Here is a 22,655-nt window from a genome sequence, read left to right as displayed (position 1 = left end):
GATTGCGCACAGGTAAGAGACAGACATTAAAGACGTAAGACTTCCGAGAGGGGAAAAGACCAGATGGCAGGTAACAGTGGCGGCCCGTGGGGCGGCGGCGGAGGCGGTGGAGACCGTGGTGATGATCGCCCGCGTGGTGGCAACAATGGCGGGCGGCGTCCAGGTGATGACGGCCAACCGCAAATTCCTGAAATTGACGAGTTGATGAAGAAGGGCCAGGAACGCCTGCGTGTGCTAATGGGCGGTCGCGGCGGCAATGGCGGGATGAACGGATCCGGCGGCGGTGGCGGCGACGGCTTCAAGTTCACCCGCGGCACGATCGGTCTTGGTGTCATCGGTGCCATCGTCCTCTGGGGCATGGCCAGCTTTTACACCGTTCGCCCGGAAGAACAGTCAGTCGAACTTTTCCTTGGTGAATATTACGCCACCGGGAACCCGGGTCTGAACTTCGCCCCTTGGCCGGTCGTCTCGGCCGAAGTGATCCCGGTGACCCGCGAACAGACCGAAGACATCGGTGTTGGCGCTCGTGGGTCTGACGCGGGACTGATGTTGACAGGCGATGAAAACATCGTGGATATCGACTTCCAGGTCGTCTGGAACATCAACGATCCGGCGAAATTCCTGTTTAACCTGCGCGACCCACGGCCGACCATCCGGGCCGTGAGTGAATCGGCAATGCGTGAAATCATTGCGCAGTCCGATCTCGCGCCGATCCTCAACAGGGACCGTGGCGCAATCGCGTCGCGCCTGCAGGAGCTGATCCAGTCGACGCTCGACAGCTACGATTCCGGTGTGAACATCATCCGTGTGAACTTTGACAAGGCCGACCCGCCCGAGCCGGTGATCGCCGCCTTCCGCGACGTTCAGGCCGCCGAGCAGGAACGCGACCGCTTGCAGAACGTGGCGGACGCCTACGCAAACCGTGTCCTCGCAGAGGCACGCGGTGAAGCGGCACAGGTGCTTGAGCAAGCCGAAGGGTATCGCGCCCGCGTCGTGAACGAAGCGGAAGGTGAAGCCAGCCGTTTCCTTGCCGTTCTTGGCGAATACCGCAACGCGCCGGAAGTGACCCGTAAGCGCCTTTACCTCGAAACGATGGAAGAGGTTCTGGGCCGCGTCGACAAGATCATCCTCGACGAAAGCAGCGAAGGCGGAGGCAGCGGTGTCGTACCCTATCTGCCGCTCAATGAGCTGCGTCGCAATACGCCCACCGGAGGGACGAACTGATGCGTAAAACAACGTACCTTTTGCCCGTCGTTGTCCTTGCGATCGCGGGCTTGCTGTCCTCCATCTTCATTGTGGACGAACGCGAAAACGCGCTGGTGCTGCAGTTCGGCCGCGTGGTGTCGGTCAAGGAGGACCCCGGTCTGGCGTTCAAGATCCCGCTCATTCAGGAAGTCGTCCGCTACGACGACCGCATCCTGAGCCGGGATATCGATCCGTTGGAAATCACGCCTCTGGATGATCGCCGTCTCGTCGTGGACGCCTTCGCACGTTACCGGATCGTCAATGTCGAACAGTTCCGTCAGGCCGTCGGTGTTGGCGGTATTCCTGCCGCAGAAAGCCGTCTGGATTCGATCCTGCGCGCCGAAACCCGGGAAATCCTTGGTTCGGTGTCGTCGAACGATATCCTGAGTTCGGACCGCGCCGCGCTGATGCTGCGCATTCGCAACGGTGCTATTCAGGAGGCCCGCGCGCTCGGGATCGAAATTATCGACGTGCGCCTCAAGCGCACCGACCTTCCGGCGGAAAACCTCGACGCCACCTTCGACCGGATGCGAGCCGAGCGTGAGCGTGAAGCGACCGACGAACGCGCACGTGGTAACGAAGCGGCGCAACGTGTTCGTGCTCAGGCGGATCGTACGGTGGTCGAGCTTGTCTCAGACGCCAACCGCCAGGCCGAGATCATTCGCGGTGAGGCTGACGCTCGCCGGAACAACATCTTTGCCAATGCTTTCAGCCAGGACGCGGAATTCTTTGAATTCTATCGCTCTCTGACCGCCTATCAGCGGGCACTGCAGGGCGAGAATTCGACCTTCGTCATGGCGCCGGACAGCGAGTTCTTCAATTACTTTGACTCCGCTGTTGGTCAGGGCGGCGGGATCTCGGCAGAAGACGCCGCCCGCATCGCGATCCCCGAGGCACCGGGTGCCGAAAGCACGGCGATCCAGACGGAAAGCGAAACCGACACTGGCGCAGGGGCCGGCAATTGATCGAAACGATCCTTTTGGGGATTGCCCTTGTTCTGATTATCGAGGGGCTGGCCTACGCGCTGGCCCCTTCGCTTATTGAACGCATGCTTGAGGCGATGCGCATGATGCCACTGGATATGCGTCGCTTGATCGGTGTGTCGTCCATTGCCGCGGGCGTGGCCATGCTTTGGATAATAAACAGCTTTTAACAAACCGTCCCCCTGCTGCCTGACGTCACAATCAACTCACAAGCGGTTGAGCAGGGGTTTTCCTATTTGCGTGTTGCGATCGCGCACCTACATTGTGGACATGCAAGGCAGGTGGTCGGCGATGCACCCGACACCCAACACGAAGGAGTTTCCCTTGACCTCACAGGCAATCGCAATCGATCGGGATCGAGCCACGCCGCTGCGGCTTTTCTGGCTGACCTCATTGTCGATTTTCCTCATTCTCGCTCAATCGCTGGTGGCGCAGGCACGTGAAAGCTTCGCGGATCTTGCCGATCAGATCAGCCCCGCGGTTGTGAACATTACAACCTCAACCACCGTCGCAGGCCGTACCGGCCCGCAAGGCATCGTGCCCGAAGGTTCCCCGTTCGAGGATTTCTTCCGCGAATTCCAGGATCGCAACGGCCAGGGCGACCGTCCGCGCCGCTCAAGCGCGCTTGGATCGGGCTTCGTGATTTCCGAAGACGGCTTCATCGTGACAAACAATCACGTCATCGAAGGCGCTGACGAAATCCTGATCGAGTTTTTCGAAGGCTTTGAACTTCCCGCGGAAATCGTCGGCACGGACCCCAACACGGATATCGCGCTGCTGAAAGTGGAAAGCGAAACCCCGCTGAAATACGTCACGTTCGGCGACAGTGATACCGCCCGCGTTGGTGACTGGGTCATGGCGATGGGCAACCCGCTGGGGCAGGGCTTCTCGGTCTCTGCTGGGATCGTGTCGGCCCGCAACCGCGCGCTCAGCGGCACATATGACGACTACATCCAGACCGACGCGGCGATCAACCGCGGCAACTCGGGTGGCCCCCTGTTCAACATGGGTGGCGAGGTGATCGGCGTGAACACCGCGATCCTGTCGCCCAATGGCGGGTCGATCGGCATCGGTTTCTCGATGGCGTCGAACGTTGTTGTCCGCGTGGTCGATCAGCTTCAGGAATTCGGTGAAACCCGCCGTGGCTGGCTCGGCGTCCGTATCCAGGATGTGACCGAAGACGTGGCCGACGCGCTGGGCCTTGAAGAAGCCAAAGGTGCGCTGGTCTCCGACGTCCCCGAAGGCCCTGCGATGGAAGCCGGCATGGAAGCCGGTGACGTGATCGTAAGCTTCGATGGGCGCGAGGTGGAAGACACCCGTGGCCTCGTTCGTCAGGTTGGCAACACCGAAGTCGGCAAAGCCGTGCGCGTGGTCGTCAACCGCAACGGGGAAACCCAGACGCTGCTCGTAACTCTGGGCCGTCGCGAGGAAGCCGAAGGCGCGGTACCCGCATCGCAACCGGTGGAAGATGACGACGAGCCGATGTCCATGGACCTGATGGGTCTTACCCTCAGCCCGCTCAGTGACGAGATCCGTGAGCAGCTCGAACTGCCGGACTCGGCGCGTGGTCTGGCGGTGATGGATGTCGACGAAACGTCGGAGGCATTCGAAAAAGGCCTGCGCGCCGGGGACGTGATCACCGAAGCGGGTCAGGCTCAGGTGGCGTCGCTCAGCGATCTGCAGGAACGGATCGAAGAGGCATCCGAGGCGGGGCGCAAGTCCATCCTCCTTCTCGTCCGCCGTTCCGGCGACCCGCGCTTCGTGGCGTTGACCATCGCAGAAAACGAATAAAGCTCTACCAAAGAGATCACGAACCAAAAGGGCGCCCCACGGAGGGCGCCCTTTTTCTTGTCACATCTGACGATCTGACAAACCGCTGAGCCAAGGGCGAAGTGAGCAACGCGAAGCGCCAGCGGTCCTCACTTCTCTGGTTTCGAAATATCCCGGGAGTGTGAGGGCAGCGCCCTCACGCGCGTCGGAGACGCGCCCCGGTCGGACCGGCACCGCCGGCGCGAACCAATACGCTTCTCAGCCTTTCGCGTAACCCATGCCCTGCAGCGCGATCTTGATCTCGTCAAGGATCGCCGGATCGTCGATTGTCGCGGGCATCTTGAAGTCTTCGCTGTCCGCAATCTTGACCATTGTCGCCCGCAGGATCTTGCCAGACCGGGTCTTTGGCAACCGATCCACCACGGCGCACAGCTTGAATGCCGCGACGGGTCCGATCTTGTCCCGCACCAGCTTCACGCATTCCGCAGTGATCTCGTCGTGCGGGCGGTTCACGCCGGTTGTCAGACAGACGAACCCCATCGGCAACTGCCCCTTGAGCTGATCCGTCACGCCGATGACCGCGCATTCCGCAACGTCTGGATGTGATGCGAGCACTTCCTCCATGCCGCCAGTGGACAACCGGTGTCCCGCCACATTGATCACGTCATCGGTGCGCGCCATGATGTAGAGATAGCCATCGTCATCCACGATGCCCGCGTCACCGGTCTCGTAATAGCCGGGAAAGGTGGTGAGGTATGATTTCCTGAACCGGTCCTCGGCGTTCCAAAGTGTCGGCAGGGTGCCCGGCGGAAGCGGCAGTTTGACCGCAATTGCGCCAAGCTCTCCAGGAGGCATCGGATTGCCTGCCTCGTCGAGGATCTGCACATCGTAGCCCGGCATCGGCACGGACGGAGAGCCCATCTTCACCGGCAGGGCTTCGATGCCTGCGGGGTTGCCCGCGATGGTCCAGCCGGTTTCGGTCTGCCACCAATGGTCGTAGATCGGCTTGCCCGTCACGTTCTGGGCCCATTCGATGGTGTCGGGATCGGCGCGTTCCCCGGCCAGGTAGATCGCCCGCAACCCCGACAGATCGTATTTCTCGACAAACGTGCCTTTGGGGTCTTCGCGCTTTACCGCCCGGAAAGCGGTCGGTGCGGTGAAGAAGCTGCGCACCTTATGCTCCGAGATCACGCGCCAGAACGTGCCCGCATCCGGTGTACCCACTGGCTTGCCCTCGAACACGATCGTGGTGTTGCCGTGGATCAGTGGCGCGTAGCAGATGTAGCTGTGCCCGACGACCCAGCCGACATCAGAGGCGGCCCAGAACACGTCACCCGGATCGACATTGTAGATATTTTTCATCGTCCAGTTCAGCGCCACCAGATGTCCGCCCGTGTGGCGCACCACACCTTTGGGCTGGCCGGTCGTGCCCGAGGTGTAGAGGATATAGGCCGGGTGATTGCCCTCCACCGGTACGCAATCCGCCGGTTCAACCCCGTACTGGAACCCGTGCCAATCCACGTCGCGCCCGTCTTCCAGATGCGCGACGTCCTGCTCGCGCTGGAAAATGACGCAGAAGTCCGGCTTGTGCGCCGCCAACTCGATCGCGCCGTCGAGCAATGGCTTGTACTTTACCACGCGGCCCGGCTCCAACCCGCAGGACGCGGCGATGATCGCCTTGGGCTTTGCGTCGTCGATCCGCACCGCCAGCTCGTTCGCGGCAAACCCGCCGAACACCACCGAATGGATCGCACCCAGACGCGCGCAGGCCAGCATCGCCTCAAGCGCTTCGGGTACCATCGGCATGTAAATGATCACGCGATCGCCTTTCTCGACGCCCTTCGCGCGCAGCGCGCCTGCAAGGCGGGCCACCCGGTTGCGCAGCTCGGCATAGGTGATCTTGTGCAGCGTGCCGGTGATCGGACTGTCGTGGATGATCGCCACCTGTCCGCCGCGCCCGGCCTCCACATGGCGGTCGACCGCGTTCCAGCAGGTGTTGGTCAAACCGTCCGCGAACCATTCGTACAGATCTGCACCGGTTTCCGTCAGCGCTTTCGTGGGCTTCCGGTCCCAGTCAATCGCCTCGGCCGCGTCCATCCAGAATCCCTCCGGATCGGATTTCCAGCTGTCGTAAACCTCTTGGTAGCCCATCCCGTGCTCCTCCTCTTCGTCCGTGGCTCTGGCCTACGGCGCGGGCGACGTTGCGGCAAGTCTCTGGATTTGTCACGCGGCAGAAGGCCGCAAAAACTTTGCAGTTTTCAGGAATTTGACCTGCAAAGTTTTGCAAAGCGCTTGGGTTTATGCAGGTGGCCCTGCTGGGCAATCGCTTTTTGCAAAACTGCAAACTTCACCTTGCAAACCGTTTGGCGTGCTGAGTCGCGTGTCGCGATCAGAGTTGATCGCGCGGCGTGGTCAATAGACCCAGCCGTCGGGCGGATTGCAGGGACAGCAGCCCGCTCGGCAGGCCTTGTCCGCTTTGGTATCGCCGCACGGCCCGCAGGGTGAAGACATCCATCTCTCCGGTGATCGGTCCGCGATAGAGCCCGCGCGCATCCAGAGCCCGCTGGAGGGTCGAGATGAACTCGCGCGTCATGTCCGCCGGGCAGGGGGTTTCGAAAATTAGCTCCTGCCGCTCTCGCACGATCACCTGCGCGGTTTCGGTTCGGAACCGCGCGGGTTTCAGTAGGGTGCCGTCCGGGGCCATTTCGGCGGGCGACACCTCGATCTGACGCGTCACGGTCTGAAGCTCGGCCGGGGCCACGTCGCGCACCCAGCATCCGCCAGGATTGACGCCGGGCGGTGGCGGGATCTGGGCCGAGGCGAAATCGGGGACATCGAGATCGCTGGGCCCGTCGTCAAAGCCACTGGTGGAGGTACAGGCGCACAGGTACCCCGTCAGAACCACGGCACAGACGGCCCGGATCACAGTCGGGGGACGGGTCACGATTAAACTGCGCCTGTTTGTCTGTTTCTGCTCGGGCGCAGTCTAGCCGGTTTGCAGGTCCGGCGAAAGCGTCTCGGGTTTCGGCGACAGAAGCAGGTCGAGCATCGGCGAAATGTCTTCGATTTCTTCCGCGATCACATGGATGACGTCGCCGTCATTCTGAATGCGCCCGGTGACCCGGAGCATCCGCCCGGCGATGACCGCCCGGCGAAAGCGTTCGTACATCTTGCGCCAGACGATGATGTTTACCACGCCGGTTTCATCTTCAAGCGTGAGGAAGATCACCCCTTTTGCGGTGCCGGGCCGCTGCCGCAGGATCACAAGCCCCGCCACCGCCACCCGCGCCCCGTTGGGCGGCAGCTTGAGCTGAGACGCCATCAGGCACGACGGCGGGCGCGGCCAGTCAGGCCCATCCGAATGGCGAGAGGCATAGGCGTTCTGCATGAGAACAAAAATAGAACATATGCCAAATCATGCAAGCCGGCATTTTCCGCAAAATTCGGATCGCTTTGGAACCCTTAATCCTGGCTTAAGGACGCAGAGCACACCCACGTGGGAAAGTGCCATCAGACACAGCACATACCGACGAGGACATCATGGCATATTTCGACACAGACAAGACGATCTCAGCAGCGCCGGTCACAGTGACCGACACCAAGACACATCTCCGCAGGCTGATCCGGATCCTGGCGGCGTATCTTGCAAAGCCGAGAAAGGGCATGAAGCGCAAGCCGGAAGACCTTCTTGCAGCCCAAAACCGCGCCGAAACACACCGCCGCGCTGTCGACAACCTGATGCGCTAATCCTCGGGAAACCCGTTGGCGCGTAGGGCGTCCACCACAGCGTTGCGATAAAACTCATTGTGATGCGGGCGCGTGCGCAGGAACGTCGCGACCGTCATATCAGGGACCTTGTTGCGAAACCACGTTGCCATCTGGGCCGACTTCTCATGCTCGCCGACCTTCCAGTAACACCCTATCAATCCAAGCTGGATCGTCGCAAATTCCGGATACTGCATGAGGGCTTCCTCATAATACCTGATGGCGGTCTCAAGGTCCTGTTTCTGAAAATAGGCATTTGCAATTCCAGATGTCGTGATGCCGATATTGGGGTGCAAAGGGCTTAGCCGCAGGGCGCGTTTTAGATGCTCGATAGCCGCGTCATCGTCGCTCAGGTAGTTGTAGACCCATCCAAGCAATAAGGAGATGGTGGCCGAGTTCGGGTTCAGCGCATTCGCGCGTCTTACGGCGATCAACCCCCTGTGCGGGTCCTGACCGATATAGGCGATGTAATGACCCGCCGTGGCAAGCGCGAATGGGTCGTCGGTGCCCTCGTCCAGAAGCTTTTCGGCAAGTGGAAGCGCTGCACGCGCTTTCTCAAACGACCACCACCGCGCGGCAAACGACCCGGTATGGGCGTAGCAAAACAGCCCCTTCGCCCGAACAAAGCCCGGATCGAGCGCAAGTGCCTGGTTCAACAAGCCTATCCCTTCTTCCAGGTTATCAAGAGAGTTTTGGCGCATGACCAGGGGTGCTGCCTTCATGCACAGGTCATATGCGGCAAGGTTGTGTGTTGGTTTCGCCTGTATACGCGCGGCTTCGGCCCAGATCATTTTGGGTTCAATGGCCCCGGCGACGCGCTCTGCGACGCGGTCTTGCAGATCGAAGATGTCCTCGGTGGTGCCATCGAACCGCTCGTGCCAGATCATCCGCGCGGTCTTGGCCTCTACCAACTGCGTGAAGATCCGCAGACGGTTATCGGCCTTCTGGATGCTGCCCTCCAGTACATATCTCACGCCAAGGTCCTGCCCGATCTGAGCAAGGTCAACGGCTTGGCCGCGATAGGTGAATGTCGAGGTGTTCGAGATCACGAAGAACGACGATACCCGTGCGAGCGCAGAGGTGATTTCGTTCACGATGCCATCCACCATGTATCGAAGCCCCTCATCCCCCGTCAGATTGGCAAAGGGCAACACGGCAAGTGACGGCATATCGGGCAGGTCGGGTTTGGCTTTTGGCTCCGATGCGACAGGTTCGGCTCCCGCACTCATCGTCAGTTTGTACCCCACGCCCGGCACGGTCTTGATGGCATCTTTGCCCAATGCCTTGCGAAGACCTGCGATCTGGACGCTCAGGTTGCTTTCCTCGACCAGAACACCGGCCCAGACGTGATCCAGCAGGTCCTCTTTCGTCACCACACGGTCGGCGTTCTGAGACAAGTAATTCAGCACATCGAAAGCCCGCGCGCCAAGGGTCAGCACGGAACCGTCCAGGGTCACGTTGCGCGTGACGCTATCGATCTGCAAATCACTCATGCCAAGCCAGAGCCTTTCCCGTATCCGAACCCTAGTCGTTGTCACGCTTTTTCACCAAGTGGATTGCTCTCGTTTAATCCCTCAGGGACAAAATTCATCGAAGGCGCACAACACATCACGCGGAATGGCATTTCGGGACTGGCAGCCCGGGATTGGGCAGACTAGGTATGGCGCGAAAGAACTGACAGAGAACGGCGTTATGGCGAAGATCACTTACATTGAGCACAACGGCACCGAGCATGTGGTGGACGTGGCAAACGGTCTGACCGTGATGGAAGGTGCGCGGGACAATGGCATCCCCGGCATCGAGGCGGATTGCGGCGGCGCCTGCGCCTGTTCGACCTGCCACGTCTACGTGCACCCCGACTGGGTCGGCAAGCTGCCCGAGAAAGAGGACATGGAAGAAGACATGCTCGACTTCGCCTATGAACCCGATCCCGACCGCTCGCGCCTGACCTGCCAGCTCAAGGTCTCGGATGACCTAGATGGTCTTGTGGTGCAAATGCCGGAAAAGCAGATCTGATATGCGCATGCCGGGCAGGGCGCTGCTTTCGGTCATGGCGGCGCTTGGGATCGCCACCGCAGCTGACGCGCAGGACATTGTGTCGGCGACCTATCAAGGGCCGACCGACCGTTATCCGCACAACGTGCTTGGCGACGCGGTGGAGTACACGACGTTGGTCGTGCAACTGAGCAACGGCGCGCAAACCTCGGCCACGTGGCAGCCCGGCATGGTGTTCGAAGACATCGCGCCGCGACTGGCCGATCTGGACGGCGATGGCACGTCCGAGATCATCACCATCGAAAGCTCCGACACCGAAGGCGCGCGGCTGGGCGTGTGGGGCCTTCGTGATGGCCGCCTGATGCCGCTGGCCACCACCCCCCATATCGGCACGCGTTTCCGTTGGCTGGCTCCTGCGGCGTGGGAAGACCTCGATGGTGACGGCAGGGTCGAGATCGCCTATGTCGACCGGCCCCATCTGGCCAAGACACTGCGCGTCTGGCGTTATGAGCCACAGGCCGATGGCACGGCGATCCTGACGGAAGCAGCATCGCTGCCGGGCCTCACCAACCATCGCATCGGCTGGGACTATATTGCCGGTGGGACGCGGACCTGCGGGCAGGGGCCCGAGATGATCATGGCCGATGCCAACTGGACCCAGGTTGTGGCCGTCCGGTTCGATGGCTCCGCGTTGTCCGTCACCGAATTGGGCCCTTACAGCCCGGCGGCGCTAGAGCAGGCCTTGACCTGCTGACTCTTGCCCGACCGCGCAGTTCGGGTCAGCGCACCCCTCCGAGCGCTTGCGAGAACGACATCAACTGTTTCTTGTCCTCATCCCACAGGTGAAGCCGCGCGTTGCGCAGGCTTTCTCGAATGGTCAAGCGATTGTTGAATGCCAATTCGCCATGGTCGCGCAGCACCTCTGTCAGCCGGTAAAACGGTATCCGGCTTTGGAGGTGATGGACGTGGTGAATGCCGATATTGCCACTGGCCCACTGCAGGACCTTTGGCATCACGTAGTGCGAACTGCCCTGAAACGCGGCGTCCTGCACATTCCACGCGTCTTCCTCTTCCCAGTGCGTGTCCTCGAACTGGTGCTGCACATAGAACAGCCACATGCCAGCGGTGGCGGCGAGAAGCGTTGTCGGGAGGAAGATGAGAAGGATGGGTACGATCCCACCGAAATACAGGATCAGACCAAGGGCGACGAGGATGCCCGCATTCGTAGCCATCGCGCTAAGCCAGTATTTGGCCTTGTCCGGAAAGCAGACCGGGATGCGGTTCTCGACCAGAAACAGGTAGCCCGGTCCAAGCCCGAAAAGCACGATCGGATTGCGGTAAAGGCGATACTGGATCCGACGCGGCATCGATAAGGCTTTGTATTCCTTCACCGTAAGCGTGTGGATGTCGCCGATCCCGCGTCGATGCAGGTTGCCGGTCGTTCCGTGGTGGATCGAATGTGACTGCCGCCACACGTCGTATGGTGTCAGGGTCAAAACGCCAAGGACCCGGCCGAGCCAGTCGCTCAGCGTACGATTGGCGAAGAACGCGCCGTGCCCGCAATCATGCTGGATGATGAACAAGCGCAAAAGAAATGCACCGTTCACCAGCGCGATCACGAAGGTCAGCCAGTAGCTGACGTCAAGTGACCACCATGCAAACGCCCATAGGAAAACGAAAGGCCCGATGGTCACGGCCACTTCGTACCAGCTGCGCCATGCGTTCGGTTCGCGGTAAGTGTTGAGAACTCGTGCCCATTCGCGTGCGGAACGGGTGGAAGTCGCCTGCTCGGGGGTCCCGGAAGTGTTGTCCATGTGCCTGCTTCTTGTCGTTATGGGTCCGTCTTAAGCGAAAACCTGCCGGAGGGGTATGCGGCAAACGCGAGGAACCTGAAAAAAGGAGTCGGTGTGTTGGGCGGCCCATGAGAGATGACGCGCAAAAGGAAGCCCCGCCCAGTCAGGTGGAGCGGGGCGCCGGTTGACCGCAGGTCGGACACAGCGATCAGAGCTGCGCCATCACCTCGTCCGTCGCTTCGAAATTCGTCGTGACGCGCTGTACGTCGTCGTCGTCCTCAAGCGCATCGACCAGCTTCATCAGAGACTGCATCCCGTCAAGATCAAGTTCGGTGGTCGTCGTGGGCTTCCAGACCAGCTTTGTCGATTCAGATTCGCCCAACTCCGCCTCCAGCGCCGTCGCGACCTCGTTCAGATCGGTGTCCGCGCACCAGATGATGTGGCCGTCCTCGCTGCTCTCCACGTCTTCGGCACCCGCTTCGATCGCTGCCATCATGACAGTATCCGCATCGCCCACATCCGCCGGATAGCTCACCTCACCCTTGCGCTCGAACATGAAGCCGACGGACCCGGTTTCACCCAGGTTTCCGCCGTTCTTGGTGAACGTGGACCGCACGTTCGAGGCCGTGCGGTTGCGATTGTCGGTCATCGCCTCGACAATCACCGCGACGCCGTTGGGGCCATAGCCCTCGTACCGGATTTCCTCGTAATCTTCGCTGTCACCGCCGGACGCCTTCTTGATCGCGCGCTCGATATTGTCCTTCGGCATCGACTGCGATTTGGCTTCCTTCACCGCCAGACGCAGGCGCGGGTTCTTTTCCGGGTCCGGATCGCCCATTTTCGCGGCGACGGTGATTTCCTTGGAAAGCTTCGAAAAGAGCTTGGCCCGCACGGCGTCCTGACGTCCCTTGCGGTGCTGGATGTTTGCCCATTTGGAATGGCCGGCCATGGTGTCCTGTCCTTGATTGTCTTTTGGAGGCGATTTCGCGGCTATGTACAGCAGAAGCAGGTGAGGGAACAAGTGGCCCATTTTGCGGTTTGCCCCGCGCCATCTGCGCAGTAAAGACAGGAGCATGAAACCGTTTTTGATCCTGCAGTTACGTCCCGAGACCGAGGCCAGTGATGGCGAATTCGCAGCCTTTCTCGACAAGGGCGGATTACGCACGGAAGAGGTGCATCGTATCTGCCTTGATCATCAGGCCCTGCCGGACGATCTGAACCTCTCGGACTATGCCGGTGTCATTGTCGGGGGTGGCCCAGGCTGCGTATCCGATGATCCAGCCAGCAAAGACCCGGTTGAGGCAAGGATCGAAGCCGACATCCTGTCCCTCATGCCCGAAATCACCGCGCGGGACGTCCCGTTTATGGGATGTTGTTACGGGATCGGCATACTTGCCCATCACCTTGGTGCGGACGTGTCCAAGGAACGCTTCGGCGAACCGGTTGGTCCTGTGTCCTGCACCTTGACGGAAGACGGTGCGGCGGACCCGCTTCTTGCCGGTTTGCCCGCGCAATTCGACGCTCTGGTGGGTCACAAAGAGGCAGTGCAGGAGCTACCGACTGGCTGCGTGCATCTTCTCGCGTCTGACCCGTGCCCGTTCCAGATGATCCGATACGGTCGGAACGTTTATGCGACGCAGTTCCATCCCGAGGCGGACGGCCACGTTTTTGAAGACCGCATCAACATTTACAAACACAGAGGGTACTTTCCGCCGGAAACGGCGGAGGACCTGATCGTGACGGTCAAGTCAAGCGAGGTCACCGTCCCGCCCGACATCCTACGCCGTTTCGTTCAACGGTACCGGTAGGCGTTTCCGTCACTGCGTCGACCCAGCATTACAACGGCCAGATCAGCGGGATCAAAGCCGAGGCCAGCATCCCTACGGTCAGGTTCAGCGGCACACCGACTTTCAGGAAGTCGGAAAAGGCATATCCGCCCGGACCGTAAACAAGGGTATTGGTCTGGTAGCCAATGGGCGTCGCGAAGGCGCAGGACGCTGCCACCATGACCGCCACCACCAGCGGGCGCGGATCGAACCCCATCGCCTGGGCCAGCCCGATGGCGATCGGCGTGACCACAACGGCGACCGCATTGTTGCTCACCAACTCAGTCAATACGCTGGTGAGTAGATAGATGGCCCAGACAATCGCCCAGGGTGGCAGGTTCATCAGGTAGGGGGCCAAAGCTTCGACAATCAGCGTCACCGCGCCCGAGGCTTCCAGTGCGGCGCCGATGGCAAGCATGGCGAATATAAGCGCGAGCAACTGGCCTTCGATGAAGGAAAACGCTTCTTCGGAGTCGACGCATTTCGTCAGGAGCACCACAGCAACCGCGATGATCGCCAAAGCCAGAATCGGCGCGACGCCAAATGCCGCGAGCAGAACAAGACCGGCCAAAGCGGCGATCGCCACGGGGGCGTGGCTGCGCCGATAGGCACGCGCGGCAGGTTTCGAGACATCGACGAGGTTCATGTCCTCGGCAAGACGCTGGATATCTTCCGGCGCGCCCTCGAGCAGCAGCGTGTCGCCGACCCGTACGACAAGGTCATCGAGTTGCCGCCCGATATTCTGGTTTCTCCGATGCACCGCCAGAGGATAGACCCCATAGCGCCGCCGCAAGCGCAAGGCACCCAGGCGCCGTCCGACCATCTTGCAGACCGGGGTGATCAACACTTCGACCGTTGTGGTTTCAACCGACGAGACCTGATCGACCCGGCGCAGTTCCTTGTTGCGCTGAAGGCTCAGAAGTTCCGTCATCTGCGTGCGCAGCACCACCCGGTCACCAACCTGCAGTTTCACCCCCTCGAGGTTGCGCCGCAGTGACGCATCGCCCCGGATCACGTCTACAAGTCGAACGCCTTCACGCTTGAACAGCTGTACGCTCAGAACCTCGCGGTCGATGAGGTTGCTGTCCGGCGGTATCACCGCCTCGGTGAAAAACTTCATTTTCGATTTGTCCGACAGCATCCCGGCCATGCTGGTCCGGTCCGGCAGCAGGAAGCGGCCGAAAAGCCAGAGGTAGAGCATCCCCCACGCGATCAGCACCACGGCGAGCGGCGTGACCTCGAAGATGGTGAAAGGCGCCAAACCCTGCGCGCGCGCGACACCATCGACCAGAAGGTTGGTCGAGGTGCCGATGAGCGTCAGCGTCCCGCCCAGGATCGCCGCATAGCTGAGCGGGATAAGAAGCTTGGACGGCGCCAGCCCAAGGGTTTTCGCCAGCTGCACGAAAAGCGGCAGCATCACCACGACCACGGGTGTGTTGTTCATGAAGGCCGAGGCGACGATCACCACCAGAAGGATGCCCGCCATCGCCCTTTTGGGGTTCTTTTCCGCCGCGTTCTGCGCCGCCGTCGTGAACGCAGCCAGCGCGCCGGTTCGCACCAATGCGCCCATAACCAGAAACATCGCGGCGATGGTCCAAGGCGCGGGATTCGACAAGACCTGAAGCGCATCCGCGTAAGGCAGGATACCGGTGGCCAAAAGAAAACCGACGCCACCGATGGCCACAACCTCGGTTGGGTAGACCTCGCGCACGAACAGCGCGAACATCACCACTACGGTGCCGAGCGCGATCACCGCCTGTGTCGTCTGGTCGATGTCGAAAACCGCAGTCAGCACCGCCCGGGATCCCCTCGCATTCAGGTTGATTCAATGTGGCGTTGTTCCGAAGACGGCACAAGCGCCGCTTTCGGTCTTGGCTGCACCAATGCCAACCCTGTCAGCATGATGGCAAGAGCGGCCCAGAAGAACCGCGAATAGTTCTCGCCAAGGAACAGCATGGCCCAGGTCACGCCGAAAAGCGTGACGAGATAGCTGATCTGCGCCGTAAAGACCGGACCGGCTCGCCCGACAAGCCAGACATAAGAGGAATAGGCCGCGGCATGTAGCAGCGAAGACGCGAGGATTGCCGTGTCCGGCGCGCCCCAGGCGACATGCGGCGCAATCCATTGACCCGACACGAGGGCCAGAGGCAACGCCATGACCGCGCCGACAAGCGAGGCCCCGCACAGCACCTGCACCGGATCGAGGCCGTTGCGGCCCAGCTTTGCCACCACGTTGCCCTCAAGCGCGTAACAGAGCGACGAAAAGAGCGCGACGAAGATCCAGATTGTCACCACCGTCTCCGGCAGGCTGGCCTCTGGCACAACCAGAAGGCTGATCCCGATGAAACCAAGGCTCAATCCCGTCAAACGCCGCCAACTGAACGAATCCAAACCCATAACCAGTGCGATCGGAAAGGCGAACATCGGGATCGAACTCAGGAGAATGGACAAGACGCCCGACGGAAGATGCACGGCGGCGCTGTAGGAGGCGATGCCTGGAAAGAGTGTCCCGATCAGTGCAATCAGAACATAGAGCCGCATGTCACGCGGTTCGAACCGCAAGCGCTTTCCGCGCATCAGCGTGACAGCCCCGAGCGCAAGGACACCGATGCTCAACTGCCAGAACAGGATGCCAAGCGGCCGATACCCCTCGCTCACCGCGACCTTGGACAAGGGTTGGGTCGCGCCCCAGGCCGCACCGGCGAGGATCAGCACGACCAGCGGAAGAAGTCGGCTCATTCCGGAATGCTTGGCTGCAACCGACCACCATCGCGGATCATGTGAATGGCGGTCGCCTTGCCGGTTCTGTCGTCCGTCTCGACCAGCACACCCGACAGCGTGGCTTCCTCCATTGCCGGTTGAAACCGGCCCTTGCTCATGCCGGTCACGAAGCGGCGCATCGGTTCAGTCTTTTCCATGCCGATCACGGAATTATAGTCGCCGCACATGCCTGCATCGGTCAGATACCCGGTGCCGCCCGGCAGGATCTGCGCGTCTCCGGTCGGGATATGGGTATGGGTGCCGACGACAAGGCTTGCGCGACCGTCGCAGAAATGGCCCATGCCCATCTTTTCCGACGTCGCCTCGCAATGCATATCGACCAGAATGGCCTGCGCCTGTCCGCCGAGGGGATGCGCGCGCAGCACAGCGTCAACCGCCGAGAACGGATCGTCAAAGGCGCGCTTCATGAAGACCTGGCCCAGCACCTGCAGCACGAGGATCTTACGGCCCCGCGCGTCGGTGAACATCCGCGCCCCGCGCCCCGGTGCCGTCTTAGCGAAATTGAGTGGGCGCAGGATGCGCGGCTCATTGTCGATGTAGCTGAGCATGTCCTTCTGATCGAAGGCATGGTCGCCAAGCGTCAGGCAGTCGACACCGGCATCGAGCAGAAGTTTCGCATGTGGCCCGGACAATCCGACACCGCTGGAGGCGTTCTCTCCGTTCACCACGCAGAAATCCACCCGCAACCGCTCCCGGATGCCAGGGAGCCGCTCCACAATCGCCGCCCGCCCGGCGCGGCCCATGATATCGCCCAGAAAGAGTGTTCTCATGGACTAGGGCTTAGGCCGCAGTTTCTGGAAAGCAAAGAGACAAACGTCTTTTCCTGAGCGAAACCGCCTTTCGAATGGCGGTAAGAACGCCAATTTGAATTGGTGTTGCACGCCGCTTTGCAGCCGCTTTAACGCGCACGCTGGCGAAGGTGCCTCGTGAACTCCTTCGTCAGAACAACGATCCTTGTTCAGGTGGTGAAGACTTCGGTTTCCCGCCAGACTTCGCGCTGGCTGCACCCACAGTCAGACGTCCGTCCGAAAACTCGATTTCCAGCGATGTCGCCGCCTTCGCCGCCTTCGTATTGGTCACGACCGCCCCGTCGCCTCGCACAACCGCATATCCGCGCTTGAGCGTTTCCTTGTAACCAAGCGTTTCCCGCAGACGGTCCAGCCCGTCCAGCCGCGTGCGCCAGTCTTTGACCTGTGCCTGCCCAGCCGTGGACAGGCGTTGTGACAGCGCATCGAGCCGCTCGCGTTTGCCGCGCAGGTCCCGCAGGATCGGCTGTACCGACAATCGGTCGGCTCTACGCGCAAGCGCTTCTCGCTTCTGGTCGACGAGGCGCATCAGGCTCGGAGAGAGGCGCAGTGACGTCGCCTTCAGGCCGCGCTGCCGCTCTTCCAGTGCTCGCCTCAACAGGCCCGGGCGCAGAGAGGCCCCGGCCTCGATGAGACGCCCGCGCCGTTTTTCGACCGAGCGCACCAGCGCCAGCGGCAACCGCTCGCCCCAGACATCCAGTCTTTGCACGGGGCCGGAAAGAAGGCTGTCGGGTCGCGGCAGCGCCCGGCTCAGATCGCGCAACCTCTGGCGTCTCGCGTCCATCCGTTGTGACATCGCCCGCGCCATCCGTGCCTCGCTGTCACCAACCCATGCGAGAAGTTCCAATCGCACCGGAACCGCCATCTCGGCCGCTGCGGTTGGTGTCGGCGCGCGCTGATCCGACACGAAATCGATAAGCGTCGTATCTGTTTCGTGCCCCACCGCCGATATCAGGGGGATCTCAGACGCCGCCGCCGCCCGCGCAACGATTTCCTCGTTGAACCCCCAAAGGTCTTCGATACTCCCGCCGCCACGCGCCACGATCAGAAGGTCGGGGCGGGGCAGGCCCCCTCCCGGCGTCAATGCATTGAACCCCTCAATCGCCCGCGCCACCTCGGGTGCGCAATTCGCGCCTTGCACGGCGACGGGCCAGATCAACACCTTGCGTGGAAAGCGGTCGCGCAGCCGGTGCAGAATGTCGCGGATCACCGCCCCGGAGGGCGACGTGATGACGCCGATGATATCCGGCAGATAGGGCAGAGGTTTCTTCCGCGCCGGATCGAACAGACCCTCGGCGGCTAGCGCTTTCTTTCGCTTCTCCAGCATCGCCATCAGCGCGCCTTCGCCCGCGACGGTCACCTCATCGACGTTCAGATTGTATTTCGACTGACCGCCGAACGCTGTCATGCGCCCCGTGACGACCACTTCCAGCCCTTCCTCGGGCACCACGGACAGGCTCGACACCTGACCCTTCCACGTGGTGCAGGCCAGCACGTTCCGATCGTCCTTCACGTCGTAATACAAATGCCCCGATCGCGCGGTGAAGACGCGCCCGACCTCTCCGCGCACGCGGATGCGCCCGAACTGGTCTTCCAGCGTTTTCTTCACGGCGCCCGATACTTCGGACACCGTGTATTCCGGCAGGTTCTGCCCCGGACGGGGATCATCAATCAGGTCGGACATGGCGTGCCTCAATTCGACGGTCGGACAATCTTGTCCGACCCACCTTGCTCTCAAGTCACCCCAACCCTAGAACGCCCGCAATCGAAGGTGAAGTCGGAGACCGCCCCCATGAACATTCTGATCCTTGGCAGCGGCGGGCGCGAACACAGCCTGGCCTGGGCGGTGATGCAGAACCCCAAATGCGACAAGCTCATCGTCGCGCCGGGCAATGCGGGTATCGCCCAGATCGCCGATTGTGCCGCGCTCGATATCGAGGACGGCGGCGCGGTCGTTACCTTTGCCGAGGAGAACAGCATCGACTTCGTGATCGTCGGCCCCGAAGCGCCGTTGGCCGCCGGGGTTGCCGACCGGCTGCGCGATGCGGGCCTGCTGGTTTTCGGTCCCACTGCGGAGGCCGCCAAGCTGGAAGCCTCCAAGAGCTTCACCAAGGAAATCTGTGATGCGGCCCAAGCCCCCACCGCCGCTTATGGGCATTTCACCGACGCGGACAGCGCGAAGGCCTATGTCCGCCAGCAGAGCGCGCCCATCGTGGTCAAAGCCGACGGCCTCGCGGCCGGAAAAGGCGTCATAATCGCCGAAACCATCGAAGACGCCGAAGCCGCAATCGACGACATGTTCGGCGGCGCGTTCGGCGGGGCCGGGGCCGAGGTGGTGATCGAGGAATTCATGCAAGGTGAAGAAGCATCCTTCTTCGTCCTGTGCGACGGCACCGACGTCCTTCCCATCGGCACGGCACAGGACCACAAGCGCGTGGGCGAAGGCGATACGGGCCTTAACACCGGCGGAATGGGAGCCTACTCACCCGCTCCCGTTCTCACAGATGCCATCGCGCAAAAGGCACTTGATGAGATCATCAAACCGACGATGGCTGAAATGGCCAAACGCGGCACGCCCTATCAGGGTGTGCTCTACGCAGGATTGATGATCCAAGACGGCCAGCCACGCCTTGTCGAATACAACGTGCGCTTCGGTGACCCGGAATGCCAGGTGCTGATGATGCGGCTCGGCGCGCAGGCGATGGACCTGATGCACGCCTGTGCGGAGGGACGCTTGGCCGAAACGCGTGTCAACTGGGCGGACGATCACGCGATGACCGTCGTGCTCGCGGCTGATGGCTATCCGGGGTCTTACGAAAAAGGCACGCCCATCACTGGCCTCGACGATTTACCCGAAGACAGCTTCCACATGATGTTTCATGCTGGCACGTCTGAAAAGGATGGCAGGATCGTCGCTACCGGAGGCCGCGTGCTCAACGCCACCGCGCGCGGGACGACACTGCAAGAGGCCCGAGATCGCGCCTATGCGATGGCGGACGCCGTCAACTGGCCGCAGGGCTTCTACCGCCGCGACATCGGCTGGCGCGCGCTCTAGATGACGGCGGCGCTCGCCGGGTTCGCGCTCGGCTTCTCCCTCATCCTTGCCATCGGCGCGCAGAACGCCTTTGTCCTGCGGCAGGGGCTACTGCGGTCCCATGTGTTCGCGGTCAGCCTGACCTGTGCACTGTCGGATGCGATCTTGATCGCCGCTGGCGTGGCCGGGTTCGGCGCGTTGACACAGGCCATTCCCGGTCTTGAATTCGCGATGCGGCTGCTCGGTGCCGCCTTCCTGATCTGGTACGGCGCGCGCACCTTACAAAGCGCGTGGCGTGGGGGGCAGGCGATGCAGGCCGGGCAGGCGGCAGGTTCCCTTCGCAAGGCGCTTCTGACCTGTCTCGCGCTGACATGGCTGAACCCGCATGTCTATCTCGACACGGTGATCCTGCTCGGCGCGGTGTCAGCGCAGTATGACAACCGTCTTGCCTTCGCGTTGGGCGCAATGACCGCCAGTTTCGTGTTCTTCTTCTCACTGGGGTATGGCGCGCGGTTCCTCGCTCCGCTGTTCGCTCGACCGCGCGCGTGGCAAGTGCTCGACGTCATCATCGGTCTCGTCATGTGGGCGATCGCCGCGAAACTGCTGCTCATGTGACCACCGTCCCGTCTTCCATGGGCGTGACCCGAGGACCCTTGACCGGACGACCCTCTGGTTGAACGCAACCATGACACATCACGCCAAAGCGCGGACTGCCTGCGGGGCGGGCCAAGCGCCAGCCTCCGCTTGCCATTCCCGACGCCTTCCGTTCCAGTGCAGGCATGACGACGGACGCAAACAGACCCGTGACCGGCATCCTCTGGATGATCGTCACCGGCCTGTGCTTCGTGGCAGTGACCGCACTGGTCAAAGTGCTGGGTGGACGGGTCCCCGCCGCCGAGTCGGCTTTTCTGCGTTACGTGATCGGGTTGGTCTTTCTGATCCCGGTCTGGCGTGAACTCATGTCGGTGCGGCTCACGCAACGGCAAAAAGGCCTGTTCGCCGTGCGGGGCCTGATGCACGCGCTGGGCGTGATCCTCTGGTTCTATTCGATGACCCGGATCTCCATCGCCGAAGTCACCGCGATGAACTACCTTAACCCGGTTTATGTCACCATCCTCGCCGTGTTTGTGCTTGGCGAAAAACTGGCCCTGCGCCGCGCGCTGGCCGTCGTGGCGGCTCTGTTCGGCGCGCTGATCATTCTGCGCCCCGGCTTCCGCGAGCTCGATCCCGGCCATATCGCCATGCTCGCGACCGCTCTGTTCTTCGCAGGCAGCTACCTGATCGCCAAGATCGTCTCGGGCGAGTTGCCCGCCAGCATCGTCGTGGCGCTGCTGTCCATTACCGTCACCATTGGCCTTGCTCCCTTCGCCTTCGCGGTTTGGGTGACGCCAAGCCTGTCTGACCTCGCCATTATCGCCCTCGTCGCCTGCTTTGCGACCGCCGGGCACTACACCATGACTCTGGCCTTCGCCGCCGCACCGGTAACGGTCACGCAACCGGTCACGTTTCTGCAACTCGTCTGGTCGGTCGCGCTTGGTGCGATCTTCTTTGCAGAGCCGATTGACCCTTGGGTGATTTTCGGAGGCGCCGTGATCATGAGCGCGGTCGCCTTCATCACCTGGCGCGAGGCCGTTTTGCGCCGCGCCCGTGTGACGCCCGTGGTGAACGAGACCAAAAGCTGACGGCGCGTCCGCATCGCGCCACAATCACTGTTTCCATTTCGGCAAAAAACCCCGTTTCGTTCCAAGATTTGCCTCAATCGGCGTCGAAAACGTCTTCAGGTAACGTACGAGGAGACACCCCATGTTTGCCGAAACAACTGCCGCCTCCGATCTGGGCAAGCTGCGCCACTTCCTTGTGGCGGAACGCGAAAAAACCCTGTCCGACACCGAATGGAAATTCCGCATGCGCGGGTACGGCTTTCACGTCAAACGCGTGAACGGTGGCGTGATGGTGGCCCGTCTTCCGCAGAACGAAATCCTCGGCTGCGTCAAGATGTAAGCTCCGGTCGCCCGGTCCCCACGGGCGTCCTTCTGTCCCACTGCCTTGCGGGTCGCGTTACTCTCTGACGCTTGCTATACCCCCGCTATGCTCAAGTACCTAGACATCCCCCCTGTCTGGCTTTGCACCGCGCTTCTGCTCGCGTGGCTGCAAAAGACATATTATGACTTTGGCCTCAGCTTCGGTCCCGTGGTGGCGGACCTGCTCGGTGGCCTTCTCGTCGGCGCCGGTTTTGTCCTGATCGCGCTCGCCGCGTACGAATTCCGCCGACATCGCACCACGATCATCCCGCACCAAGAGGCGACGCGCCTCATTACCTCGGGCATCTTCAAGCGCAGCCGCAATCCGATTTATCTCGCCGATTCGCTGATCCTGGCCGGATTCATCCTCTACTGGGATGCTGTGTTATCGCTCCCATTGATCCCGATCTTCGTCTGGTGGATCGAGAAACACTTCATATTGCCCGAGGAAAAGCGCCTTCGGCGTAATTTTCGTGCGGATTTTGCACGATACGAGAAACAAACGCGACGTTGGCTCTAGCCGCCTGCGACTTACTGTTCTAGATGAGCGGTTCGCAGGCGCGGGGCCATTGTGCGCTTTAGGTCAGCACTATAGACCCATCGCCGCTGAACTTGCCGCTACGGCACCATGATTGA

The 22,655-nt window shown here is 61.5% G+C and carries 23 protein-coding genes; 13 read left to right on the top strand and 10 right to left on the bottom strand.

The annotated features are described in order from the left end of the window. Nucleotides 1-63 precede the first annotated feature (63 nt). The 4 genes from hflK to BUA42_RS15130 all read left to right on the top strand — a co-directional run bounded on the left by hflK (nt 64) and on the right by BUA42_RS15130 (nt 4,019). Nucleotides 64-1,224, top strand: a complete 1,161-nt coding sequence (gene hflK, locus BUA42_RS15145; protein ID WP_072779128.1) for an FtsH protease activity modulator HflK — start codon at nt 64-66, stop codon at nt 1,222-1,224. Then, a complete protein-coding gene (gene hflC / locus BUA42_RS15140; RefSeq protein ID WP_084066247.1) occupies nt 1,224-2,210 on the top strand; it encodes a protease modulator HflC in 987 nt (328 codons plus the stop codon). The genes hflK and hflC overlap by 1 nt, the downstream gene beginning before the upstream one ends. Further along, on the top strand, nt 2,207-2,398 hold the full coding sequence (locus BUA42_RS15135; RefSeq protein WP_072779127.1) for a DUF2065 domain-containing protein: 192 nt from the start codon (nt 2,207-2,209) through the stop codon (nt 2,396-2,398). Before hflC ends, BUA42_RS15135 begins: the two co-directional genes overlap by 4 nt. Nucleotides 2,399-2,519: 121 nt before the next feature. Continuing rightward, nucleotides 2,520-4,019 (top strand): DegQ family serine endoprotease, encoded by a 1,500-nt coding sequence (locus tag BUA42_RS15130; RefSeq protein WP_072779354.1) that lies wholly within the window; start codon nt 2,520-2,522, stop codon nt 4,017-4,019. A gap of 237 nt (nt 4,020-4,256) precedes the next feature. Here BUA42_RS15130 and prpE read toward each other — a convergent pair whose 3' ends face one another. The 3 genes from prpE to BUA42_RS15115 form a co-directional block, all read right to left on the bottom strand. After that, nucleotides 4,257-6,149, bottom strand: coding sequence for a propionate-CoA ligase PrpE (gene prpE, locus BUA42_RS15125; protein WP_072779126.1), 1,893 nt, complete (start codon nt 6,147-6,149; stop codon nt 4,257-4,259). A 238-nt stretch (nt 6,150-6,387) separates the two neighbouring features. Then, entirely contained in the window at nt 6,388-6,942 is a 555-nt protein-coding gene (locus tag BUA42_RS15120; protein WP_072779125.1) for a peptidoglycan-binding domain-containing protein, read from the bottom strand. A 42-nt stretch (nt 6,943-6,984) separates the two neighbouring features. Then, nucleotides 6,985-7,386: an OB-fold nucleic acid binding domain-containing protein gene (locus BUA42_RS15115; RefSeq protein ID WP_072779124.1), complete on the bottom strand. Its 402-nt coding sequence runs from the start codon at nt 7,384-7,386 to the stop codon at nt 6,985-6,987. 152 nt (nt 7,387-7,538) lie between these two features. Here BUA42_RS15115 and BUA42_RS15110 point away from each other — a divergent pair, with 152 nt between their 5' ends. After that, entirely contained in the window at nt 7,539-7,745 is a 207-nt protein-coding gene (locus BUA42_RS15110) for a hypothetical protein (RefSeq protein WP_072779123.1), read from the top strand. On the opposite strand, the gene BUA42_RS15105 is transcribed toward BUA42_RS15110, so the two are convergent. Then, the gene (locus BUA42_RS15105; RefSeq protein ID WP_072779122.1) at nt 7,742-9,256 is read right to left on the bottom strand and encodes a winged helix-turn-helix domain-containing protein; all 1,515 of its coding nucleotides are present in this window, start codon (nt 9,254-9,256) and stop codon (nt 7,742-7,744) included. The two genes, BUA42_RS15110 and BUA42_RS15105, sit on opposite strands and share 4 nt — an antisense overlap. A gap of 199 nt (nt 9,257-9,455) precedes the next feature. Here BUA42_RS15105 and BUA42_RS15100 point away from each other — a divergent pair, with 199 nt between their 5' ends. Further along, nucleotides 9,456-9,779: a 2Fe-2S iron-sulfur cluster-binding protein gene (locus BUA42_RS15100; RefSeq protein WP_072779121.1), complete on the top strand. Its 324-nt coding sequence runs from the start codon at nt 9,456-9,458 to the stop codon at nt 9,777-9,779. Between the two features lie 7 nt (nt 9,780-9,786). Beyond that, nucleotides 9,787-10,512 (top strand): FG-GAP repeat domain-containing protein, encoded by a 726-nt coding sequence (locus BUA42_RS15095; protein ID WP_245819028.1) that lies wholly within the window; start codon nt 9,787-9,789, stop codon nt 10,510-10,512. 25 nt (nt 10,513-10,537) lie between these two features. On the opposite strand, the gene BUA42_RS15090 is transcribed toward BUA42_RS15095, so the two are convergent. Further along, a complete protein-coding gene (locus tag BUA42_RS15090) occupies nt 10,538-11,572 on the bottom strand; it encodes a fatty acid desaturase (RefSeq protein ID WP_072779119.1) in 1,035 nt (344 codons plus the stop codon). Nucleotides 11,573-11,759: 187 nt separating this feature from the next. Next, on the bottom strand, nt 11,760-12,500 hold the full coding sequence (locus tag BUA42_RS15085) for a YebC/PmpR family DNA-binding transcriptional regulator (RefSeq protein ID WP_072779353.1): 741 nt from the start codon (nt 12,498-12,500) through the stop codon (nt 11,760-11,762). A 124-nt stretch (nt 12,501-12,624) separates the two neighbouring features. Here BUA42_RS15085 and BUA42_RS15080 point away from each other — a divergent pair, with 124 nt between their 5' ends. Continuing rightward, entirely contained in the window at nt 12,625-13,359 is a 735-nt protein-coding gene (locus BUA42_RS15080) for a glutamine amidotransferase (protein ID WP_072779118.1), read from the top strand. Between the two features lie 28 nt (nt 13,360-13,387). On the opposite strand, the gene BUA42_RS15075 is transcribed toward BUA42_RS15080, so the two are convergent. From BUA42_RS15075 to xseA, 4 genes are all read right to left on the bottom strand, one after another. Further along, nucleotides 13,388-15,103 (bottom strand): SLC13 family permease, encoded by a 1,716-nt coding sequence (locus BUA42_RS15075; RefSeq protein ID WP_084066265.1) that lies wholly within the window; start codon nt 15,101-15,103, stop codon nt 13,388-13,390. Between the two features lie 89 nt (nt 15,104-15,192). Further along, entirely contained in the window at nt 15,193-16,116 is a 924-nt protein-coding gene (locus BUA42_RS15070) for a DMT family transporter (protein ID WP_072779117.1), read from the bottom strand. After that, a complete protein-coding gene (locus tag BUA42_RS15065) occupies nt 16,113-16,928 on the bottom strand; it encodes a TIGR00282 family metallophosphoesterase (RefSeq protein WP_072779116.1) in 816 nt (271 codons plus the stop codon). Before BUA42_RS15065 ends, BUA42_RS15070 begins: the two co-directional genes overlap by 4 nt. A 169-nt stretch (nt 16,929-17,097) precedes the next feature. Continuing rightward, nucleotides 17,098-18,648 (bottom strand): exodeoxyribonuclease VII large subunit, encoded by a 1,551-nt coding sequence (gene xseA, locus BUA42_RS15060; protein ID WP_072779115.1) that lies wholly within the window; start codon nt 18,646-18,648, stop codon nt 17,098-17,100. A 108-nt stretch (nt 18,649-18,756) separates the two neighbouring features. Between xseA and purD the strand changes: the two genes are divergently transcribed. The 5 genes from purD (at nt 18,757) to BUA42_RS15035 (ending at nt 22,539) form a co-directional block, all read left to right on the top strand. Further along, nucleotides 18,757-20,019, top strand: a complete 1,263-nt coding sequence (gene purD, locus BUA42_RS15055; protein ID WP_072779114.1) for a phosphoribosylamine--glycine ligase — start codon at nt 18,757-18,759, stop codon at nt 20,017-20,019. Beyond that, entirely contained in the window at nt 20,020-20,613 is a 594-nt protein-coding gene (locus BUA42_RS15050) for a LysE/ArgO family amino acid transporter (protein ID WP_072779113.1), read from the top strand. It begins immediately after the preceding gene. Nucleotides 20,614-20,777: 164 nt separating this feature from the next. Next, nucleotides 20,778-21,680, top strand: a complete 903-nt coding sequence (locus tag BUA42_RS15045) for a DMT family transporter (RefSeq protein WP_072779112.1) — start codon at nt 20,778-20,780, stop codon at nt 21,678-21,680. Between the two features lie 121 nt (nt 21,681-21,801). Next, nucleotides 21,802-21,999, top strand: a complete 198-nt coding sequence (locus BUA42_RS15040) for a hypothetical protein (protein ID WP_072779111.1) — start codon at nt 21,802-21,804, stop codon at nt 21,997-21,999. A gap of 87 nt (nt 22,000-22,086) precedes the next feature. Next, a complete protein-coding gene (locus BUA42_RS15035; RefSeq protein WP_072779110.1) occupies nt 22,087-22,539 on the top strand; it encodes a methyltransferase family protein in 453 nt (150 codons plus the stop codon). Nucleotides 22,540-22,655: the final 116 nt, after the last annotated feature.

The organism is Marivita hallyeonensis, from assembly GCF_900129875.1.
GTDB classification, from domain to species: Bacteria; Pseudomonadota; Alphaproteobacteria; order Rhodobacterales; family Rhodobacteraceae; genus Marivita; species Marivita hallyeonensis.
The sequence above is the reverse complement of the archived record's forward strand: the minus strand, read 5'-3'. Positions and strand labels throughout refer to the sequence as shown.

Excerpts from the sequence above, each read along its gene's own strand:
- BUA42_RS15070 (WP_072779117.1), bottom strand. The coding sequence starts at position 16,116 with ATGAGCCGACTTCTTCCGCTGGTCGTGCTGATCCTCGCCGGTGCGGCC.
- BUA42_RS15095 (WP_245819028.1), top strand. The coding sequence starts at position 9,787 with ATGCCGGGCAGGGCGCTGCTTTCGGTCATGGCGGCGCTTGGGATCGCC.
- BUA42_RS15075 (WP_084066265.1), bottom strand. The coding sequence starts at position 15,103 with ATGTTCGCGCTGTTCGTGCGCGAGGTCTACCCAACCGAGGTTGTGGCC.
- xseA (WP_072779115.1), bottom strand. The coding sequence starts at position 18,648 with ATGTCCGACCTGATTGATGATCCCCGTCCGGGGCAGAACCTGCCGGAA.
- BUA42_RS15100 (WP_072779121.1), top strand. The coding sequence starts at position 9,456 with ATGGCGAAGATCACTTACATTGAGCACAACGGCACCGAGCATGTGGTG.
- BUA42_RS15050 (WP_072779113.1), top strand. The coding sequence starts at position 20,020 with ATGACGGCGGCGCTCGCCGGGTTCGCGCTCGGCTTCTCCCTCATCCTT.
- prpE (WP_072779126.1), bottom strand. The coding sequence starts at position 6,149 with ATGGGCTACCAAGAGGTTTACGACAGCTGGAAATCCGATCCGGAGGGA.
- BUA42_RS15090 (WP_072779119.1), bottom strand. The coding sequence starts at position 11,572 with ATGGACAACACTTCCGGGACCCCCGAGCAGGCGACTTCCACCCGTTCC.
- BUA42_RS15045 (WP_072779112.1), top strand. The coding sequence starts at position 20,778 with ATGACGACGGACGCAAACAGACCCGTGACCGGCATCCTCTGGATGATC.
- BUA42_RS15110 (WP_072779123.1), top strand. The coding sequence starts at position 7,539 with ATGGCATATTTCGACACAGACAAGACGATCTCAGCAGCGCCGGTCACA.
- BUA42_RS15105 (WP_072779122.1), bottom strand. The coding sequence starts at position 9,256 with ATGAGTGATTTGCAGATCGATAGCGTCACGCGCAACGTGACCCTGGAC.
- hflK (WP_072779128.1), top strand. The coding sequence starts at position 64 with ATGGCAGGTAACAGTGGCGGCCCGTGGGGCGGCGGCGGAGGCGGTGGA.
- BUA42_RS15040 (WP_072779111.1), top strand. The coding sequence starts at position 21,802 with ATGTTTGCCGAAACAACTGCCGCCTCCGATCTGGGCAAGCTGCGCCAC.
- BUA42_RS15130 (WP_072779354.1), top strand. The coding sequence starts at position 2,520 with ATGCACCCGACACCCAACACGAAGGAGTTTCCCTTGACCTCACAGGCA.
- BUA42_RS15085 (WP_072779353.1), bottom strand. The coding sequence starts at position 12,500 with ATGGCCGGCCATTCCAAATGGGCAAACATCCAGCACCGCAAGGGACGT.
- BUA42_RS15065 (WP_072779116.1), bottom strand. The coding sequence starts at position 16,928 with ATGAGAACACTCTTTCTGGGCGATATCATGGGCCGCGCCGGGCGGGCG.
- BUA42_RS15115 (WP_072779124.1), bottom strand. The coding sequence starts at position 7,386 with ATGCAGAACGCCTATGCCTCTCGCCATTCGGATGGGCCTGACTGGCCG.
- hflC (WP_084066247.1), top strand. The coding sequence starts at position 1,224 with ATGCGTAAAACAACGTACCTTTTGCCCGTCGTTGTCCTTGCGATCGCG.
- BUA42_RS15080 (WP_072779118.1), top strand. The coding sequence starts at position 12,625 with ATGAAACCGTTTTTGATCCTGCAGTTACGTCCCGAGACCGAGGCCAGT.
- BUA42_RS15035 (WP_072779110.1), top strand. The coding sequence starts at position 22,087 with ATGCTCAAGTACCTAGACATCCCCCCTGTCTGGCTTTGCACCGCGCTT.
- purD (WP_072779114.1), top strand. The coding sequence starts at position 18,757 with ATGAACATTCTGATCCTTGGCAGCGGCGGGCGCGAACACAGCCTGGCC.